Source organism: Mesoplasma entomophilum (assembly GCF_002804125.1).
In the GTDB taxonomy this organism is placed as follows: Bacteria; Bacillota_I; Bacilli_A; order Mycoplasmatales; family Mycoplasmataceae; genus Mesoplasma; species Mesoplasma entomophilum.
The window spans coordinates 396,467-417,370 of the sequence record NZ_CP024966.1 but is presented as its reverse complement, the minus strand read 5'-3'; the positions used below and the strand labels follow the sequence as shown (position 1 = coordinate 417,370).

Below are 20,904 nucleotides of genomic sequence, written 5' to 3'. Positions count from 1 at the left end.
AATGAGTTTTTTTAATATAAACAGTTATTTTCATATTCCTTCTTCTTTTATTATTGGTACAAGTATAATAAATAATCAAATAACGTTGACTAAAGGTAATAGAAATAATAAATTAAAGATTATTTTTTTGCTCTTTTGATTAAATAAGCTTTCATTATTAAATTTATTTTTAAATGTTTTACTAATTGAAATAAATAAGATATTTAAAAATTTAAAAATAATTAAAATAATTAATAAAACTATTGAGTAATAAAATCCAGGACTTGGTAGTTTTGAATTACTATCTAAAACAATAACCATCAATAAAGCTAAATTTAAAATTAATCAAAAAGTTATGAAAAGATCCAAAATAGAAACTAAAACAATATAAATTTTAATTTCATCATGATCATTATAATCGTTGGTATCTTTTTTAATCTCTAAATTATGTATTTGTATTAAACCTATAATACTAGGCATTAATGATAAAAAATATAAAATACTTCAAAACATTTTACTTGGCTCTTATTATTCTAAATAACAATTAACTAAAGGAGTTATGAAATAAGAAAATCCAACAACCACATTTTTATCTGAATTTCAAAATTCTTTTGAGCAAATACATATTGCTGCCTGTGATATATGAATAGCAGCAACTCCCATCGTAGCGCCAATAGCTGCTGCTAAAACAGGAGCTTGTGTAGTTAGTAAAGAAATCATTGTAGTAACGGGTATTGAACCAGGAGGTAATTTAGGGCCTTCACGCACACTATTAACCATTTCAACAAATGCTTCATAGCCAATATGTCATCTGAATCCTCATCAATGCCACGAAATATAGTTTGTTTTTCTATTTCTATTTAATATATATTCAAACTTAGCATCAGAGTATTGATTTATCATGTCTGAAAACTCGAAATTATCATCTTTTAAATTTGGTTTTATTTGATTTTCTATAACTTCAGAAATTTTTATTCAATCTTTATTTTTTTGCAATTCCTCATAAGAACCTATAAATTGAAAATCTCTATATTTTTTGTCAATATTATCTAAAATTTTTTTAAATTGTTCTTTTTCCATAATACTTAATTTGCCTTTCCTCTTTCCTTTTGTAATAACAAAAGCTATTACACCTAAATTTTAACATTGCAATAAAAAAAGTGTAAAATTCAAAAATTAAATTAGGTAACAAATTATTTAAACAAACAAATATTATGAAATATTTCTAACTTTAAAATTTATAAATACTAACTAGGAACTAAGTGAACTTAATGACTTCAAACTAGATTATTCTTAATTAAATAAAAAACATAACATCCCTTAAAAGATGCCATGTTTTTTATTTATAGTTAGGAGCTTCAGCTGAAATTTCAACATCATGAGGATGAGATTCTTTTAAACTAGCTCCAGTTATTTTGACAAATTTAGCATTGTGTCTTAAAGTTTCTATTGTAGCAGAACCAGTATAACCCATTCCACTTCTTAAACCACCAACCAATTGGAAAATAACTTCTTCTAAAGTTCCTTTAAAAGGAACAACAGCTTCAATTCCTTCAGGAACTAATTTTTTAGCTCCTTTTTGAAAGTAACGATCACTACTTCCACGTTTCATTGCTGCTAAGGAACCCATTCCAACATAAGTTTTATATCTTTTATTATTTATAATAACTTCTTGGCCAGGAGCTTCTTCAGTTCCAGCTAACATACTTCCTAACATTACAGAATGAGCGCCCGCTGCTAAAGCTTTAACAACATCACCAGAGTATTTAATTCCACCATCTGCAATTAAAGTTACATCTTTATTAATTGATCAATTGTAAACATCATTAATTGCCGTAATTTGAGGTACTCCAACTCCAGCAACAACTCTAGTTGTACAAATACTTCCAGGACCAATACCAACTTTAACACAATTAGCTCCAGCATTATAAAGTGCTTCAGCACCTTCAACTGTACAAATGTTACCAGCAATGATATCTAAGTTAGGGTATTTAGTTCTAATTGCTTTTACAACATCAATAATACCTTTACTATGACCATGTGCTGAATCAACTACTAAAACATCAATACCAGCTGAAATTAAACCTTCTACACGTGTTAGAGTTTCATCATTGACTCCAACAGCGCCACCAACTCTTAAAAATCCATTAGCATCAACACAAGCATTTGGAAATTCATCTGTAGGTTTAATTGATTTAACTATTCTAATTTCATTTACTTGTTGTTCAATTGTTAAATTTTTATGAACAATACCAATACCACCAATACTTGCAATCGCAATTGCTAACTCAGATTCAGTAACTGTATCCATTGCAGCAGAAATGATAGGAATATTTAATTCTATATTTTTAGTTAATTTAGTTTTTAAACAAACTTCATGAGGTAAAACTTCTGAGTAATTAGGCACTAATAGTACATCATCAAAAGTAATTGCTTTATTTATAATTTTTCCATTTAGATCTTTATTCATATTTATTCTCATTCTATTGTTCCTGGAGGTTTAGATGTAACATCATAAACTACTCGGTTAACATTATCTACTTTATTTATTATTTCATTTACTACTTCATCTAAAAATTCTCAAGGAAGATGTGTGCTAGTTGCTGTCATAAAATCAATTGTATTAACACTTCTTAAAGCAACAACATAATCATAAGTACGATTATCACCCATTACACCAACTGTTTTAACTGGTAATAATGTAACAAAGGCTTGTGAAACTGAATTATATAAATTTCACTCTCTTAATTTTTTAATAAAAATAGCATCTACTTCTTGTAAAATTTCAACTTTTTCTTTAGTTACTTCTTCAATGACTCTAATTCCTAACCCAGGTCCAGGGAAAGGATGACGATTAATCATTTCTTCAGGTAACCCTAATTTAAAACCAACTTGTCTAACTTCATCTTTAAATAAGTTTCTTAAAGGTTCAATTAATTTAAATTTTAAATCTTCTGGTAATCCACCAACATTGTGATGAGATTTAATTGTTTTAGAACTAGCTCCATGAGAAGAAGATTCAATTACATCTGGATAAATAGTTCCTTGTGCTAAGAAATCAGCATCTTTATATTGTCTAGCCGCATCAGTGAAAACATCTATAAAACATTTACCAATAATTTTTCTTTTAGCTTCAGGTTCTTTAATTCCTTTTAATTCAGAAAAGAAAAGATCACTTGCATCAACTAATTTAATATTAATGTCAAAGTTAGTTTCATATGCTTTCATAACCTCAACAGATTCATTTTTTCTTAATAAACCTGTATCAACAAAAATACAAGTTAATTGTTTACCAATTGCTTTACCAATGATTGCTGCAGCAACAGATGAATCAACCCCACCGCTTAATCCTAAAATAACTTGTTTATCCTGAACAATTTCTCTAATTTCTTTAATTTGTTGTTCAATAAAATCATCAAGATTTCAGTCTTTTTTACATTTTGCTATATCATATAAGAAGTTTTCTAACATTTGTTTACCTTGTAGAGAATGAGTAACTTCAGCATGGAATTGAATACCATAAATTGGTTTAGTATTATGAGAAATAGCAGCAATACTCGCATTAGAATGTGCAATTTGTTTAAAATCTTTTGGTAATTTAGTTACGTGATCAGCATGACTCATTCAAACTTGTGAGCTTTCATCAACATTTTTAAAAAGAAGATTAGATTTATCATCAATTGATATAATAGCTTTACCAAATTCTTGTTCATCAGCTAATTCAACAGCCCCTTCAAAATATTGAGTTAACAATTGCATTCCATAACATACACCTAAAATAGCAATATCCAAATTTAAAATTTCGGGATGAATTTTATAAGCATTTTGTAAATAAACACTTGAAGGTCCACCAGAAAGAATAATTCCTTTTAATAAAGGATATTCTTTAATCTTTTCAATTGATGTATCAAAAGGTAAAACTTCTGTGTAAATATTAGCTTCTCTAACTCGTCTAGCTAATAATTGTGTATATTGACTTCCAAAATCTAAAATTAAGATTTGAGTATTTTTCATTTTATATCTCCTTCTAAATAAAAAAAGAGGTTTTTGTGTATCAAAAAACCTCACGCTTATAGTCTAAGGATAGGTCCAGAGGCAGGTCGGCAGCCCATTATGCTGCCATGTATAAGTTTTTTATATTTAATTATTTAAAATATTATATATTATAGTTGTATTTATATTCAATAATAAATACAAAAATATTTTAATTATAAAAAAAGAGAACAATAAGTTCTCTTTTTTAGTTCGTTAATTATTAATTAAGCGTTAACTTTTTTAATTGATAATTTTGCTTGAGCTTTTTCGTCGTTTAATTCTAAAATTAGAACTTCAACATCTTGACCAACTTTAACGAAATCGTTAATGTCGTTTACAAAAGTGTTAGCAATTTCACTAATATGAATTAAACCTTTGTATTGTTTACCGTCTAATTCAAAAATAGCAAATGCACCAAAAGGAGCAATATCAGAAATTTTAACTGAGATAACTTTGTTCATTTTGTCGTCTACTTTCTATAATACTGATCAAATAGATAAAATTATGAACTGTAATGTTAAAATTTTAAGATTCGATTTGTTCAAATACTAACTTTATTATATCAATTACTTTTAAAATTTTGTAGTTTTTATTTTTTATCTTGAAATCCAGCACAACCTTTTAAATCTATCACTGTTTCATATCCTAATTCAATTGCATGATCAAAAGTTGCTTTTACACATACTTCTAAAGCAACTCCGACAATTGTTAAACTAGTTATTTTATTTGCTTTTAAATATTCATCTAGATTATTTGAATTACCTTTTTCATCAAAAAAAGCACTATAACTTTCTGTATTTTTATTAGTTCCTTTTTTAATAACCATATCAACTTGTGAATCATTAAAATATAAATCAGTTCCAATTGTACCAACAACACAATGTGGACCTCATTCAGAAAAAGAGTAATGATCAACGGGATGAACGTCCTTAGTTGCAAAAACAAGATTATCATTTGCTTTAAATTCTTGAATTAATTCTTCAATATATTCTTTTTTAGTTTCAGCAGTTGGTACATACAATTTTCCATTAGGATCAACAAAATCAAATTGATAATCAACTATTATTAAAGCTTTGCTCATATCAACATCTCCTTTTTGATATTATAACAAATAAAAATGTAGCAATTTTTGCTACATTTTAGTATTCTTTTGTTTTTTAGGGTAAATTGGTTCTTCAGTTTTATTTTTTAATTTAACAATGTTTGTTTTATGTCTAACAACTAAAATAATCATTCCGACTAAAATAATAATTTGACCTGTTAACATTCCATCAGCATAGTTAATTCCGTGTATTTCAGAAGAAAACTTATGGAAAAAATTATAAAAACTAAAAACAATATTATTATCTCAAGCATCAATGAATGAATCATAACCATTAAATAAACTATAACCCATTACTCCATATGTTCAAGGCAATCACATTAATAGCAAGATAGTTGCTGTTCCAATAATTGAAGATAAACTAACTTTACGATATTTGAAAGCAAATATTCATCAAACAATAAAGAAAATTAAAAAGTATAAATAATTAACTACAACTAATAATCCTAAGAAACAACTAACTGCTTTACCACCTTTGAATTTAAATCAAATTGGTCAACAGTGTCCAATTAAAACAAAGATACAAGGAATAAAATAACTTGTTTTGCTGAATAATTCACTTGGTATCATTGAAAGACCAATAGCAAATGCAGCAGTAATTAAAACTTTAAAACCATCAAGTAAAGCAACTGCTAAACCTCATCTTTTTCCTAAAATTCTAACTGTATTAGTGGCTCCTGGGTTGTTTGAACCAACTTCGTAAATACTTACACCTTTAACTCATTTAGTAACAGGAACTGATCAAAGAACACTACCTAATAAATAACCAAAGATAGAAGCAATAATAATTCCTAAATAGGGAAACATTTAATCAACTCCTTTCATTAATAAATTTATTATATCAAATAGTATATTAGATTTTTATGTTAAAATTTATTGTAGTTAAAAACAGATATATAGGAGAAACTATGAGTGAACAAATTTTAAAAAGAAATTTAGATTTACCAATTGAAGAGCTTGTGAAGCAAAATGCTCAACTGAAAGTAGAAAACAAAGATTTTTACAAACAAGTAAGTAAAATTGATAGCAAAACAGCTGGATGATTAAGATTATTATGATTTGTTCCAATCTTAGGATGAGTTATTTATAATGCTTTAATGGCAGGAAGAAAAGCAAATCCTAAGTATTTAAATCAAGTTTTACCTATTAAAGAAAAAATAGCAAAAAATGAATTTCAAATTATCTATAATGAGAAATTAATTGAAGATAAAAAATAAAAACCTCATGTTAATTCATGAGGTTTTTTAAATATAAATACTAAATTTCGAATAAATCTAAGAAAATTGTGTCATAAATTCTTTCTAATCAGAAAAGTTTATGAACAGTAGCCTTATTGAATTTAGCTTTCATTCTATTTTCAAGTAAGTCAACATAACTCTCTCAAATTTCTTTATAACGATCTAATATCTCATTATTAATTTCAATCATTCTTCCTTGATCAGGTCTAGTTAAATCATCTTTATTAACTAAAATAAATAATCCATTTTTTGAAGTTAAACTGTTTTTACTAAATTTTAAGTTTAAATAGTTATCTTCGAATTCTACATCTTCAAATAATGATTTATTTGAGAAATATTGATCTTTAATCAATTTAACATAGTTTGCATCAATTGCTTTAGATTTATCAGCAATTTTGTTAAATGAGTTTAAGAATGATGGAAGAAGCATCATATCAATAGTAGTTCTTAAAATAGCTCAGATTAAAACTTTATTATCACCAGTTGATACAAAGTTTTGTTGAATTTCAAAGTTTACTAAAATAGTGATGTAAAAATTTGATGCAACAAAGAAAATCAAGAATCAAATTGGTGTAAATGAGATTTCTCTAACTGCTCTAAATTTTTGTCTATCAACTTTTGATTTGTATTTAAATACAATAATTTTTTTAAAATATAGGTTTTTTGAAAATCAGTTCATGTAAGTAAATTTTGCAAGCATGAATGCTGAAACACCTAATAATATGTATCTAACAACAGTAGCTGCTGTTCCTTCAAGTACAAATGCTGAAAGAACGAATAACACTGTAATCACACTCAACATTGCAACGTCTAATATAAATAAGAATAATAAGTATGGAATAGTTTTTAATAAAAGATTTGTAATTTTTTTATGAGTTTTGATTAAAGTCAATCTTTTTTCTTTTTCCGAAACTTCACTATTGTTAATTTTGCTATTTAAATCAGAAAGTAATTCTTTAGTTTGTTTAGTTTCCTTTTTTAGCGGTTTAACAACTTTAATTTTGCTTTTAGCTTGTTTTTTTTCAGCCATAAATTTCTCCTTTTCACATTTTATAATTATAATGTAAAATAGAAATAAAAAATAATTTAGTACAACAATAATTTGATTTTTAGAAATATAATTAAATTAATTTGTAAATAAATAAAAGGAGTAAAGAAATGGCTATACATTATAATGAAATGCTAATGATGCTATGAAACCTACCTGAAACAGTAGCTGTTTTTGCAGAATTTGACAGATGAGATGAGAATGAAACAAATATAATTAAAAAAGCAAAGGAAGAGAATTTGAAAGTTATTTTAGTTCAAAAAGAAACAAGTAACTTTAAAAATATTATTCCAAATAATGGAATAGAACAAAAGGCAACTGAATTAGACTGTGAAGTTGTTTTATGACATTCATTTAATCAAGAGTTTAATTATGAAAGAATTAAACAGGATTTAAATATAAAAAAAGCTTATATTTTGAGCAATAATATTGATTTAGACAAAATAAAATCTGCTTTTATGGAAAATAAGGTAATTAGTTATGATCAAAATCTTAATAAGCAAATTATAAAAAGTGAAATTCTTTTAAAAGAAGGGAAAATAAAAGAATATAAGCAATTAAATGGATTTAATTTTGGATTTAAGGGATTTGTTGAGCATGGTAACCATATTGGTAGAACAATTGATTATCCAACAGCAAATATCGTAATTAATGATGAATTGAAATTAAAAGAAGCAGTTTATTTAACAACAACTAAATTACCAAATGATGAAAAATTATACCCAAGTATTAGTGCTTATTGAACAAATAAAAATGGAGTTAATGTTTTTGAAAGTCATATTTTAGATTTTGACCAAGACATTTATGGTTGAGGAATAGAAGTTGAAATTATAGATTTTATTCGTGAGAGTGTTAAAGTAAATAATTTAGAAGAATTAAAAGAGTTATTGAACAAAGATAAAGAATGCGCAATAAAGCATTTTAAAGGAGAATAAAATGAAAAAACCAATCTTAGGTAGTCATGTTGGAATGAGCAAAACTAATAAACATGGTGAATATTTAATCGGAAGTGTTAATGAAGCAATAAGTTATGATGCTAATACATTAATGTTTTATACTGGAGCACCTCAAAATTCAGTGCGTACAGCAACAGAGAAATTACATATTGAAAAATTTGATCAAATCTTGAAAGAAAATAATATTAATAAAGATCATTTAGTAGTTCATGCACCTTACATTATCAATATTTCAAATCCAGTTAACCAAACTACTTGAGATTTTGGTGTTGATTTTTTAAAACAAGAGATTAAAAGATGTGAAGAAATTGGAGTTAAGATTTTAGTTTTACATCCAGGAGCTAGACTAAAAGGTGATTATACAGATGCATTAAATGCATTAGTTAAAGGATTAAATGCTGTTGCTGCAACTCAAAATAATGTAGTTATTGCTTTAGAAACAATGGCTGGAAAAGGTACTGAGGTTGGATTATCATTAAGCGATTTTAAATATGTAATTGATAATGTTGAACAACCAGATAAAGTAGCAGTTTGCTTAGACACATGCCATATGCATGATGCAGGTTATGATTTCAATGATTGAGATTCAATCAAAAAAGATATTAATAATACCATTGGTAAAGAAAAAGTTATTTGCTTCCATCTAAATGATTCAAAAAACCCTTTATTAGCACATAAAGATAGACATGAAAACATCGGATATGGTTATATTGGATTTGATAATCTTTTAAAAGTGCTTTGAGATGAAGAATATATTGATGTACCAAAAATTTTAGAAACTCCATATGTAGAAAATAAAGCTCCATATAAAGAAGAAATTGAAAACTTACTTAATAAAAAATTTACAAAAAAAGTTAAATAAAATATGAGATAATTAAACAAAAGGGAAGGTGATATTATGAGCGAACAAAAATTAAGCATGACTAAAAGACGTACATATTTAGTGCAAATGTTTTACAGATATTTATTAATGGATAATGATGTTAACTACATCAAGCAAGATATATTGGATGAAACACAAGAAAAATTGGATGTTGAAACAACTTTAATAGCAAATAATATTGCTGAAAAACTTTCAGATCTAAAAAATGAAATTAAAAAGCACTTAAGTTCAAATTGAAAATGAGATAGAATTCCAACATATATTCAATCAGTTTTAATTATTGGTGCTTATGAAATTATCTTTACTCCAACTCCAAAAGCTGTAACAATTAATGAATTAGTTAATTTAGTAAAAGAAAACGAAGTTGATTTTGATTACAAATTTGTAAATGCATGTTTAGATAAGGTTATAAAACTATAATGGAAAACAAAATATTTTCAGTAGCTGAAATAAGTCAAATATTTAAAGAAGCTATTGAAGGCAGTAATTATTTCAAAAATATATATGTCAGAGGAGAAGTAGGTAATCTAACTTTTAACAAATCAGGACATGTATATTTTTCTTTAAAAGATAATCAAAGTACAATAGCTGCAATGATATGAAAAAGCAATGCACATAAACTCACTAACCTAAATGTAAAAGAGGGAATGGAAATAACATGTTATGGAAGATTAACATATTATGTACCTAATGGAAGAGTAAGTTTTGAAGCTGTTGATGTAAGTGTTGAAGGAAAAGGCGATCTTCAAGCTATTTTTGAAGAACGTTTAAAAGAAATAACTGCTTTAGGTTGAACAGATCAATCAAGAAAAAAACCAATTAATCGCTTTGCTAAAAATATAGGTTTAATTACAACTGATTCAGGAGCTGCTATTAAAGATTTAATAACAACTTTAAAAAGAAGAATGCCTTCAGTTAATATTTATTTATTTCCTACAATGGTTCAAGGAGAAACAGCTAAGTTTGATATAGCTAAAAAAATACAACAAGCAAATCTATTTGAACCTAAACTAGATATTCTTATTGTTGGTCGCGGTGGTGGAAGCTATGAAGACTTATGAACTTTCAATGAAATGGAAGTTTTAAAAGCAATAGTTGATTCGTCTATTCCAGTTATAAGTGCGGTTGGTCATGAACCTGATATTACATTAAGTGATTATGTTGCTGATTTAAGAGCAGCAACACCAACAGCGGCAGCTGAACTAGCTTCAATTAGTACTGAAGAACTTTTAAAAGAATTAGCATATAATTATGAAAACCAAATTCGATTATTTAAAAATGTTTATAACAATCATCAGTTAAAATTAGAAGACCTTAAAAAACAAAATGTTTTAAAGATTAATAATAAATATGATATGCAATCACTCGATTTAAATTACATTGAAAAAAGTTTTATTAATAATATTAAAAACATAATTGCACGCAATGAAATGTTTATTGAAAACATTGAATCAAAAACAGCTTTGTTAGACCCTAAAAAGCCTATGGACAAAGGATTTGGACTAATAATGAGTAAAGATAAGCAAATAATCAATTCAATTGATAAGGTAGCTATAAATCAAGAAATTAAATTGGTTTTAAAAGATGGAGAAATCGAAACTATTATTAAAGGAGTAAAGAAAAATGGAAAATAAAACATATGATCAGTTAATAACTGAATTAAAAGAAGAAACATTAAAGTTATCATCAAGTGAAATTTCAATGGAACAAGCAATGAAAATATTTGAAGAAAACATTAAAAGAATTCAATTAGCAAAAGAAAAACTAACTGAATACAAGGGTACTATTAACAAAGTTTTAGAAGAAAATAAAATCGAAGAATTTAATTAATGAAAAAACGTTTAGATGAAGTTCTTGTAGAAAAAGAATTAGTTTCTACAAGAAGCAAGGCAAAAGAACGAATCGTTAATAGAAAAGAAGTATATGTAAATAATACTTTAGTAACAAAAGCTGGTTTTATGGTAAACGAAACAGACTTAATTGAAATAAAATTGAAACAAAGCACTTTTGTTTCAAGAGCTGGTTTAAAGCTTGAAAAAGCAATTAAAGATTGAAAAATAGACTTAAACAATAAAATATGTTTAGACATCGGAGCTTCAACTGGTGGTTTTACAGAAGTTTGTTTAGAAAACAAGGCAAGTTTAGTATATGCAGTTGATGTAGGAACTGATCAATTAGATTCTTCTTTAAAAAATAATCCTTTAGTAAAAGACATGCAAAAATATAATTTTAGATATGCAAAACAAGAAGATTTCAATCAAACAATTGATTTTTTTTGTTGTGATGTAAGTTTTATTTCACTAGACAAAATTTTACCGGCCTTAAATAGTTTAATTAAGGAACAAACATATGGTGTTGTATTATTAAAACCTGAATTTGAGGCAGGAAGTGAATTAGCTAAAAATGGAAAAGTAAATTTAAAATCAACTCATCTGCAAGTTATTAAAAATTTTATATTTTATGCTAAGCAAAACGGTTTTTCAGTTGATAGATTAACTTATTCACCAATTGTTGGTAATAAAAAGCAAAATATTGAGTATTTAGCTTATTTAACTAAAACAGAAAATCAAAAAAATTGAAAAGAAGAAGAATTGAATAAGGTTGTTAATCAATCTTGAAAATATTTAACTTAAAAAGGGAGGCATCCACATGAATCAAAAAGTTATTTTGCATCTTGATATGGATGCTTTTTTTGCAAGTTGTGAACAAGCTCATGATAAAACATTAAAAAATAAACCAGTTGTTGTTGCACGTAATAACGATAAAAGCATTATTGTTGCTGCTTCATATGATGCTAGAAAATACGGAATAAAAGCAGGAACGCCTATTTTTGAAGCAAAAAAATTAGCTTATGGAGAATTAATTATCAAAGAAGGCAATAGAGATTTATATGAAGAATATAGTGAAAGAATTTTTAACTTAATTAAAGAACAATTTACTTATAAAGTCGAAATACTAGGAATAGATGAATGTTTTATTGATGCTACTAATATTTGAAAAAAATATGGTAATGTTAAAAATCTTAGTTTGGCTATTCAAACTGCAGTTTATCAAGAAACAGGTTTAACATGTAGTATTGGTGTTAGTTTTACTAGATTATTTGCAAAAATGGGTAGTGATATGAAAAAGCCAAATGGAATTACTATTATAACTAAAGAAAATTACAAAACTCTAATTTGAAATAAACCAATAAAAGATGTTATTGGAGTTGGAGTTTCATCATTAGAAAAAATGGAAAAATTAAATGTAGAAACTGTAAATGACTTTATTAAACTTGATGAAAAAATTATTGAAAATACTTTTGGATTAGTTGGACAAAAAATGTTTCAAAAACTTAACGGAATAAAAAATAACGAAATAGCTTATTGAGATACATCGATGAAATCAATTTCAAAAGAAAAGACTTTTGAAAAAAGAAATATGTCTATTGAAGAAATTGAAGAAGTTTTATTTAGTTTAGCTGAAAAAGTAGTCATTAGAATGCAAAAAAATAACCTACTTGCTAAAACTGTTTCACTATTAATAAAGTTTTATAATCAAGAAATAAATTTTGATAAAAAAGAGCATAAGAAACGAAAATCATATAGTGAAACTTTTATAGAATATACTGATAGTTTAGAAAAAATTTATTCAACAGTAAAAACAGTTTTAGATGATATTTATGAAGGTGAATCTATATCATTAATTGGTATTGGGGTAACAAATTTACTAGAAAAAGACAAATTGGTAAAACAGCAAAGTTTTGAAAACATAATTATTTAATGTATAATAATAATTAATATAAAAAATGAAGTAACTAATCAGGATTAGGAGAAATTTTATGAAGTTTGGACTTAAAAAACAAGGAATAACACTTATTGTGTTGTCTTCTTTATATGGAATTGCAGCAGTTGCTTCAACAGTACCTGGAGTGGGAATTGAATCAATTAGATTTATTAATTCAGTTAAAAAACAATTACAGGTCATAATGCCTAAAGATAAATATGTTTTAGATCCTAAAAGTCCATTATACGAACCAATCATGGATAATGTAATTAAAAGCTCATATTTAGCTGACGCAATATCAACAATTGATTCTTATAACATAGCAGAAAAAGAAAAATTTACACCCTTATATACTGATTTTACAAATCAATGATTTACTAAGAAATGACAACCTGTTATTGATCAAAAGCAAGAAATTGATTTTTATGACATAGCTATGGACATGATTAAATTTGACCAAGCAATTGCAAAAGAATTCCAATCATATGGTTATGTTAATACTGGGACACAATGAATTTTCCATAAAAATGGAATTAAAGAAATGTTTTCAAGTGATTTAAAGCAAAATGCAATTAAGCAACAATCTGTTTGAAATCAAGATGACTACGAAGAATTAATACAGAGTACTGGACCTGGTTTAACAGGAATGAAAGTTAAACAATCACCAGGAACAAAATTGGTAAATAATAAAGTATGATTTTTAAATGAACAAATTGATTCAATTAAATACGCAATTAGTATTCAGACTTTACAAAATCCTTTTGTAAACAAAAATCTTAAAGCCGATGATGTTGCGGACTATGTAACTATTGATGATTTATATCATCCTAACTTTACAAGAGGAATAACAATGGCACAGGCAACTTTTATTATTATGTTGTCAGCTATTATAATAACTCCTACAGGTTTAGGTATAGGAATATGAAAATATAAAAAATGAGAAAAGACTGAAGCTCAAGAAGGCGCAGGTGAATAGTATGAAAAAATTATTAGCGATTTTGGCAGCTACTGCACTAATTACACCTGTTGTAACTAGTGTAGTTAGTTGTGGTGAAACTGAAGAATCAATGCGTAATAATCCATTATTAATTGGAAAAGGCATTGATAAATCAAAAGCTATTGATGATAGTCAACCAGGTAAATATGGATTTACTAATTTTTATATTGTTGGTGATAGTTTAAGTGATACTGATGGAATTTCAAATTTAATTAAAACTAAGTTTGCAAATTCATTGGTTGATCTTAATGTGAGATTATCTGGTGCCTATGGGTATGAAAAAAATAATACTCACTATTCTGCATTTAGTAATGGTATGACAGCTGGAACTATTCTTTCAGAAAAACTAGGTTTTGGTGAAATGAAACCAAGTAACTTTTTATCTAAAAAGGAAGAAAGTAATTATGGTAAAAATTATTCAGTTGGAGGAGCTACTGCAGCCAAGCTTGATTTACCTACAGGAATATTATTAAATGATGCTACAATTGATAGACAAACAGAAGCATTAATATCTCAACACAAAATTAATAATAATGATTTAGTGTTCTTTGAAATTGGAGGAAATGATTTATTTTCATTAATTGGATTTTATGGAAATGAAGCAAAACAAACAGAATTCATGAAAGATAGCGTTGATAGAGTTAGAACAGCATTGTTTAATCTTTTAAACAACGGAATTAAAAACATTATTTTTATGACTCCTCCAAGAATGGATTTTCCTCCTAGATATCGTCATGTTTTTGAAGATGCAAAAAAACCTGAAAATCTTGAAGCACAAAAAAAGGCTAATTTTATAATTAATATTTGTGATGAATACTATTCAAAAATAATGAATGTTTTAAATGAAGTTGAACTTTATTATCCAGATTCAATTCAACTATATGATTTATTCAAAAAAACTGATGAACTTGAGAAACAATTTAAAGATTTAGTTGCACTAGATGGTTCAGAAGCGATTATTAATGAAGCATATAGTAATGGTCAATCAATTGAGGTTAATTTAAATAATGAAAAAGTAAAATTTAATACTAATCCTAATGTTGATTTGTTACAAAACATTAGTGGAGTCATTAATGAATTTAAAGGTGACATTGTATTTGGTGCTAAAAATACTTTAGATATAACAATTTCAGCAACCAGAAATCATACTACAATCTCAGATCGTGATAAAGCAATGAAAAATTATTTCTTTACTGATTTTGTTCACCCAACTAAAGAAGTTCATAGATTAGTTTCTGATATTCTTTTAGGTTATGCAAAGGAGTTGAGTAAAAAATGAGAAAATTAATTTCTTTATTAGCTGCAATAACTTTAACAGCTTCAGCTTCAGCTTCTCTTATTGCTTGTAGTCAAATACAACCTAAAGCAAAAAAACCTGCTGTTTATGATTCACAAGATATAAATATTTTATTAAAACAAGTTTCAAAAGCTTATTATCTAAATTCTGACAAAACAATAAATTATGATTTTAATTTTGTTTATGAAAATATGATTAAAAATAAATGAATTAAGGAATTAGATAAGTCAGCTGAAGCTTCTGGAAAAAATGGAATTGATAATACATCACGTATTTCAGATATTCAGTCAGTTTATTTTGGTGATCAAATTATAAATAGTAAATTAAAAGATAAAAGTGAAATAAAAATAGTAGCAGGTCAAGCTCCTAAAAATCCAAATTTATTAATGAACTTATCAGGTATTTATCCGACATTAATTTCATTTATAAATAATGGTCAAATTATTGAATTGGTTTTATATTTGGTAGATTTAGGTATTAATGTAATGCCTCAAATAATTTCAGATCAGGGAATTTTAGATTATGCTGCTGCTTTATTACCAGATGCTAATATTAAAAAACTAGCCGAAGCTTTAAATCCTCCAAAAGATAAATACAAAAATTATACAATGGAAGAAGTTTTAAATTCAGCTATTGTAGATTTTGGAAATGCTTTAAATATTTTTGCAGGTAAAGATCAAAGATACAAGAATTCGTCATCTGATGAGGCAAATAAATGAAGAGCATCTGCTTTAAACGGAGTTGTTCTTGCTATGCAAGACCTACCAAAACAATCTAATATAAATTTAAACATAGTAGATAACTGGGATGCTTTATCTGGAGTAATAAACTTTGCAAGAGTTATGGTTATTTATCTAAATAATTTTGCTGCACAAAGACTTACAGTTATTGAAAATACACAAGGTACAATTAAAGAATTATCATGAGATGAATTACAAAAAATTAGAAATACTAAATATGAAAAAGTAAATAATGAATTAGATATTAAAAATTTTATTAAATATTTAGACAAAGCTTTTAACGATAAAAGTGGTAAAGAATTACAAAACTTACTACAATTTTTATTTAGAGGGCAAAAAAACTATAAACAAGTAGCTGGTTCATTACCTATTCCAGATATAGATGGATTTATTTCAAACTTTACTAATAAAGTTTATGATGATGTTGGACTAAGTGGAGTATTTAAAGCCATTTTAAACGGAACATCTACTTCAGAAAAACCAATTGGTAGTATGCTAGTTGGTGGTTTAGGATTAGTAAGTTCAAATAACAATATTGTTGGTAAACTTAGTGAAAAAGTAATTAAACCTTTAATTATAACAGCTTTAAAAGCTGCAGTAGCTGTAGGAACGATTAATGAAAAAACAGCAAATTTAATTATTGATTTAATGAACAAAGGTGTCTTATTAAATCCGTGAGATGTTACTTGAGAAAGTTTTTTAAATCCTTTTATGGATAAACAACTAAATCCAGGCAAAAAAGTTAATATATTAGGATTTCCTATAAGCGGAGATTACACAATAAGAACACTACTAAACCGTTTAACATATTTGACAACAACAGAAAATAATGATTCATTGAAGTTAGATTTTAAAAATTTATCTGATTTAATTAATCAATTACAAGGTGTTATTAAGGTTGCTCAAGAAAATCCAAAAGAATTGCTAACTAAACTAGGTTATATAAGACCTTCAAAAAATGATGAAGACGTATTCATTAAATCAGGTTCATTTTTTGATTATTTAAATAGAATTTTAAATGATACAAAAGGAAGCAATGGATTGTTTAATGCACTTAATGTAAAAACTGAAGAATTTAAAGACATGCAAGCAAAATTAAAAGAAGATATGCAAGCAAAATTTAATTCAGTTGAGGTAAGTAGTGAAAAACAAATAGATCATAATACATTTGAATATATAATTAATAATAAAACTATAACTATTAAAATTGATGTAGTAAAAAATAAATATTCAATAACAGCAATTAGTATGAAATAAGCACAATAAAAAAAAGACATTAATCTTTAAAAGGATTAGTGTCTTTTTCTTTTTTCTTTTTAACAATATCTGCTTTTAATAATTGTTCTGCTTCTTTTGTTCTTTTCTTATTAGTATTAACTATCATTTTTGCTTCATCCTCAGTAATAGTGTTATCTTCTGAAATCATTTTTTTGATGCGTTCTTTTTTAAGGATTTGTGATTCTTCATATTCTTTTCTAGCCATATGACTTTGATATCCTAAACGACTAATCATTTCAAATACCGAACCAACTATTAAACCTAATAAAATAAAAACTAACATTACAAAAAATAGTACAGTTATTTCTGCCATGCTATGAGCAACTATAATAAATATCATAGTTAATAAAAAACTTAATGTATAAAGCCCTAAAGCACTCATAAAGTAAATTTTTTCTTTTTTGTTCATTACGTATTCTTTTTCTTTTTTCAGATCATAGAATTTAACAAATCAATAAAAACCTAATAATAAGCCACCAATTAAAAATAGTATTATTTCAGTTACTAATAAACCTGTTGTGTTTCCATTAAAAACGCCTTTTTTAAAATCAAAATATTTAACAAGCAACGTGCTTAAGAAAAATAATCCTGAAGTTGTTGCTAAGTATTTTAAGTATGTTTGTTTTTTACCCATTTATTTCTCTCTTTTCTAAAATTGCTTCAATTAAAGTTGTATTTCTTCTTGGTGGAGTTATTTTAATTGCATTAAAGAATAAATCACTATCACCTAAAATTACAATTTTATCTTTGGCTCTTGTTACAGCAGTATATATCAATGTTTTATTAATAAAACCCGAATTATATTTAGGATTATCAATGACTAATAAAACATTATTATATTCACTACCTTGAGTCTTATGCACACTAGTTGCATAAGATAATTTTACATCACTAAAGTTTTTAGGTTGTAATAATATTTCTTTATCATTAAATTCTGTTAAAACATCTTTTAACTTACCAATTGCGTTATAGTTTATTTTAATAATCTTTCCAACATCACCGTTAGCTAAATCTAAATCAGTATCATTTTTCAAGAACATAATTTTATCATCAACTACAAATCGATAATCTCCTCGATCATATACTTTCTTTTTATCTTTAACATTCTCGTTAAATTCATTTTGAATTTGAGCATTAATTTCATCAATTCCTAAACTACCACCATACATTGGACATATCACTTGTAAGTGGTTAGCTTTTTTTTCTAATTCATCTCAATGTTGACCTACCAACTCAGTTACTTTATTCATTGTATTTTGATTATTGTAATCAAAATTAATTTCAACATTGCTCATAGATTCTAAATCGCTTATTTCTAATGTCTCATTTAAAACTTTATATGCTAAATCAACTATCCCATTTCCATTTTTTTGTCTATGCACTGTATCTAGTTTAATTGTTTTTAAAAAATCTAATTCCAATAAATCAGCAAAAGTATTTCCATAACCTACACTTGGCAATTGATTAGCATCTCCTACTAATACAACTTTTCAAACACGATCACATGATTGAATGAAACTTGCAAATAACTTATTATCAATCATTGAACATTCATCCAAAATTACTAATTTTTGATTTAAAGGATTGTTTTGTGTAATTTGAAATTTATTTAATTCTTTAGCTTCTAGTAATTTATGAATAGTTGTAGCATATGATTTTTTGTATGTTTCTCTGATTCTTGCTGCTGCTCTTCCAGTTGGAGTGGCTATTGCATAATCTTCAGTTCCACTCATACGATTAAATAACTTAACTATTCCTTTAATTAAAGTTGTTTTACCTGTCCCTGGTCCTCCAGTAATAATTGAAAGTTTATTATTAGCAAATAACTCTAAGGCTTCTCTTTGTTTTTCATCAAACTTAAAATCTTTAATTTTATTCTCATAAGCAATTTCTTGTTCTATTTGATCTATTTCTCATGATATACCCTCTTTATTCACGTTTTTAGTGGGTATATTAAGCTTAATTATGTTATCTGCGATAATTTGTTCTTCTCTTCATGATTCTTCTGTGTAGATACGATTTTTAGTTAATTTTAAAATACCTTTTTCTTTAGCGTATAAAATACCTTCAAATAAAAGTTCTGTATCTTGTATTTTTAACTTACGCATTAAACTTCTTGATAAGTAATCCTTATTTGTATAACTATCTCCAGATGAAAACAAAAAGTCATCCGCTAACTTTCATGCTCAATATGCAATTCTTTCTGGTGAATGTAATTCTAAACCAAAATGAACAGCAACTTTATCAAGTTCATCAAATGAAGCTATTTCTTTGTCTTTTGCAAATGATAAAAATGAATTTGAAAAAATATTTTCAATAATATCATTATCTTGATCAAAGTGATTATCCATTCAATCAAGAATTGAAGTTTTAAGATTGTTTTCAAAAAAGATGTATCTTAATCTTTCTTGCCCTTCTTGTCTAATGTTTTCTTCAATACCTTTTTTAATAATTGGAATATAAATTGGATTTAAACCAGGTATTTCATTTAATAAATTAATATCTTTTACTAACTTAGTAATAGCTTTATCACCTAAATGATTTATTATGATTTCAGCTGTTTTATCTCCTACTCCAGGAAATGCTGGACCTGCTAAAAATTTAACTTGTTCTTTAGTTGAATGAATAGGTGCTTTTCGATAAGTTTGAACGTTGAAACTTTTACCATAACGTGGATGTTCTTCAAAATAACCAGTTATTTCATATAAAGTTTTTTTATCCATACTAGTTATTGAGCCTTTAATGCTCATATGCTGTTTTAAATTATCTTCACTTGCAAATGTACCAGTTCCTCACCCAGCATCATTTGAAAAACCATATTTAACAACATACCCTCTAAAAGTTAATATTTCGTTCATCTTCTCACCTTTTATATTTATATATTTTATAACAAAAGTTTATTAAAACTAACAAATTATTTTTTAAATAAATTTTAATTATATATGTGATAATTATGTTATCGGAGAAACTATGATCGAAATAAAATTTAAAAATCAAAATGAAATAGATTCATATAATAAATATAAAGAACTTAAAGGTATTGAATATCATCAATATATTGCTAAATACTTAAACACTGATGAATATTCTAAAATAGCAGCTGTTATTCAATATGATCTAAGACTTAAATATATTCTTTATCGCTATATTTGTTTTTTTGAAGAATACATTAGAGCAGTATTAATGAATTGCGAAATTAAAGATGTTGAATTCTTTTTAAAAGAAAATGTTAATATGAGTGAAGCGCAAAACTTATATTATAAACATATTAATAAAATACAAACCAAATATGGTGATAGACCTTTAATACCTAGAAATGAATTTGATGGTATACGTGAATTAAGAAATCAGATCTCTCACTTTAAACCAATCATTTTAGACAATATTTTTGAAAATCAAATGAACATCAATTTTTTATACAATAACTTAACTAAAAACTATCAATCTAATTTTAAAAATGAAATAAATATGGCAGGTAATGAAATAGATTTAGTTGATCAAGTAAAAATTAAATTTGATATATAAAAAACTTATTAATGAAATTAATAAAGAATTCTCGTTCTTTCTAATTTGCAAATAGTTTTTA

The 20,904-nt window shown here is 26.1% G+C and carries 22 protein-coding genes and 1 riboswitch; of the genes, 12 read left to right on the top strand and 10 right to left on the bottom strand.

The genetic code is table 4. The features are described 5' to 3' along the window. Positions 1-24: 24 nt before the first annotated feature. The 7 genes from MENTO_RS01850 to MENTO_RS01820 all read right to left on the bottom strand — a co-directional run bounded on the left by MENTO_RS01850 (position 25) and on the right by MENTO_RS01820 (position 5,923). Entirely contained in the window at positions 25-492 is a 468-nt protein-coding gene (locus MENTO_RS01850) for a hypothetical protein (protein WP_099651186.1), read from the bottom strand. Between the two features lie 15 nt (positions 493-507). Beyond that, a complete protein-coding gene (locus tag MENTO_RS01845) occupies positions 508-1,059 on the bottom strand; it encodes a hypothetical protein (RefSeq protein ID WP_099651185.1) in 552 nt (183 codons plus the stop codon). Positions 1,060-1,318: 259 nt separating this feature from the next. After that, positions 1,319-2,449 carry an IMP dehydrogenase gene (gene guaB, locus MENTO_RS01840; RefSeq protein WP_169916095.1) on the bottom strand — a complete coding sequence of 377 codons (1,131 nt, stop codon included), beginning with the start codon at positions 2,447-2,449 and terminating at the stop codon, positions 1,319-1,321. Between the two features lie 2 nt (positions 2,450-2,451). Then, complete coding sequence (gene guaA, locus MENTO_RS01835; protein WP_099651183.1) at positions 2,452-3,993, bottom strand: glutamine-hydrolyzing GMP synthase; 1,542 nt, start codon at positions 3,991-3,993, stop codon at positions 2,452-2,454. Between the two features lie 54 nt (positions 3,994-4,047). Next, a riboswitch (nucleoside riboswitch) is annotated at positions 4,048-4,110 on the bottom strand. A gap of 128 nt (positions 4,111-4,238) precedes the next feature. Next, a complete protein-coding gene (locus MENTO_RS01830) occupies positions 4,239-4,475 on the bottom strand; it encodes a S1 RNA-binding domain-containing protein (protein ID WP_099651182.1) in 237 nt (78 codons plus the stop codon). 128 nt (positions 4,476-4,603) lie between these two features. Beyond that, a complete protein-coding gene (locus MENTO_RS01825; protein ID WP_099651181.1) occupies positions 4,604-5,095 on the bottom strand; it encodes an isochorismatase family protein in 492 nt (163 codons plus the stop codon). Positions 5,096-5,146: 51 nt separating this feature from the next. Next, positions 5,147-5,923, bottom strand: coding sequence for a glycerol-3-phosphate acyltransferase (locus MENTO_RS01820; protein ID WP_099651180.1), 777 nt, complete (start codon positions 5,921-5,923; stop codon positions 5,147-5,149). Between the two features lie 101 nt (positions 5,924-6,024). On the opposite strand from MENTO_RS01820, the gene MENTO_RS01815 reads away from it, so the two are divergent. Beyond that, positions 6,025-6,333 (top strand): hypothetical protein, encoded by a 309-nt coding sequence (locus MENTO_RS01815; RefSeq protein ID WP_099651179.1) that lies wholly within the window; start codon positions 6,025-6,027, stop codon positions 6,331-6,333. 40 nt (positions 6,334-6,373) lie between these two features. On the opposite strand, the gene MENTO_RS01810 is transcribed toward MENTO_RS01815, so the two are convergent. Further along, positions 6,374-7,384, bottom strand: coding sequence for a hypothetical protein (locus tag MENTO_RS01810; RefSeq protein ID WP_099651178.1), 1,011 nt, complete (start codon positions 7,382-7,384; stop codon positions 6,374-6,376). A 128-nt stretch (positions 7,385-7,512) separates the two neighbouring features. On the opposite strand from MENTO_RS01810, the gene MENTO_RS01805 reads away from it, so the two are divergent. The 10 genes from MENTO_RS01805 to MENTO_RS01760 are packed head-to-tail and all read left to right on the top strand — an operon-like array spanning position 7,513 to position 17,297. Further along, positions 7,513-8,337: a riboflavin kinase gene (locus MENTO_RS01805; RefSeq protein WP_099651177.1), complete on the top strand. Its 825-nt coding sequence runs from the start codon at positions 7,513-7,515 to the stop codon at positions 8,335-8,337. A 1-nt stretch (position 8,338) separates the two neighbouring features. After that, on the top strand, positions 8,339-9,220 hold the full coding sequence (locus tag MENTO_RS01800) for a deoxyribonuclease IV (protein ID WP_099651176.1): 882 nt from the start codon (positions 8,339-8,341) through the stop codon (positions 9,218-9,220). Positions 9,221-9,256: 36 nt separating this feature from the next. After that, positions 9,257-9,661 carry a transcription antitermination factor NusB gene (nusB, locus tag MENTO_RS01795; protein WP_099651175.1) on the top strand — a complete coding sequence of 135 codons (405 nt, stop codon included), beginning with the start codon at positions 9,257-9,259 and terminating at the stop codon, positions 9,659-9,661. Beyond that, entirely contained in the window at positions 9,661-10,875 is a 1,215-nt protein-coding gene (gene xseA, locus MENTO_RS01790) for an exodeoxyribonuclease VII large subunit (RefSeq protein WP_099651174.1), read from the top strand. Before nusB ends, xseA begins: the two co-directional genes overlap by 1 nt. After that, entirely contained in the window at positions 10,865-11,071 is a 207-nt protein-coding gene (gene xseB / locus MENTO_RS01785) for an exodeoxyribonuclease VII small subunit (protein WP_099651173.1), read from the top strand. The genes xseA and xseB overlap by 11 nt, the downstream gene beginning before the upstream one ends. After that, positions 11,071-11,874: a TlyA family RNA methyltransferase gene (locus MENTO_RS01780; RefSeq protein WP_099651172.1), complete on the top strand. Its 804-nt coding sequence runs from the start codon at positions 11,071-11,073 to the stop codon at positions 11,872-11,874. Before xseB ends, MENTO_RS01780 begins: the two co-directional genes overlap by 1 nt. 16 nt (positions 11,875-11,890) lie before the next feature. Continuing rightward, the gene (locus tag MENTO_RS01775) at positions 11,891-13,003 is read left to right on the top strand and encodes a Y-family DNA polymerase (RefSeq protein ID WP_099651171.1); all 1,113 of its coding nucleotides are present in this window, start codon (positions 11,891-11,893) and stop codon (positions 13,001-13,003) included. A gap of 58 nt (positions 13,004-13,061) precedes the next feature. Further along, the gene (locus tag MENTO_RS01770) at positions 13,062-13,982 is read left to right on the top strand and encodes a hypothetical protein (RefSeq protein WP_099651170.1); all 921 of its coding nucleotides are present in this window, start codon (positions 13,062-13,064) and stop codon (positions 13,980-13,982) included. Position 13,983: 1 nt separating this feature from the next. Further along, positions 13,984-15,291, top strand: coding sequence for an SGNH/GDSL hydrolase family protein (locus tag MENTO_RS01765; protein ID WP_099651169.1), 1,308 nt, complete (start codon positions 13,984-13,986; stop codon positions 15,289-15,291). After that, the gene (locus MENTO_RS01760; RefSeq protein WP_099651168.1) at positions 15,279-17,297 is read left to right on the top strand and encodes a lipoprotein; all 2,019 of its coding nucleotides are present in this window, start codon (positions 15,279-15,281) and stop codon (positions 17,295-17,297) included. The genes MENTO_RS01765 and MENTO_RS01760 overlap by 13 nt, the downstream gene beginning before the upstream one ends. 19 nt (positions 17,298-17,316) lie before the next feature. Here MENTO_RS01760 and MENTO_RS01755 read toward each other — a convergent pair whose 3' ends face one another. Both MENTO_RS01755 and recD2 read right to left on the bottom strand, forming a co-directional pair. Beyond that, positions 17,317-17,952: a hypothetical protein gene (locus MENTO_RS01755; protein WP_099651167.1), complete on the bottom strand. Its 636-nt coding sequence runs from the start codon at positions 17,950-17,952 to the stop codon at positions 17,317-17,319. Next, on the bottom strand, positions 17,945-20,176 hold the full coding sequence (gene recD2 / locus MENTO_RS01750) for an SF1B family DNA helicase RecD2 (RefSeq protein WP_099651166.1): 2,232 nt from the start codon (positions 20,174-20,176) through the stop codon (positions 17,945-17,947). Before recD2 ends, MENTO_RS01755 begins: the two co-directional genes overlap by 8 nt. 112 nt (positions 20,177-20,288) lie before the next feature. On the opposite strand from recD2, the gene MENTO_RS01745 reads away from it, so the two are divergent. After that, entirely contained in the window at positions 20,289-20,843 is a 555-nt protein-coding gene (locus tag MENTO_RS01745; protein ID WP_099651165.1) for a hypothetical protein, read from the top strand. The last annotated feature ends 61 nt before the right edge of the window (positions 20,844-20,904 follow it).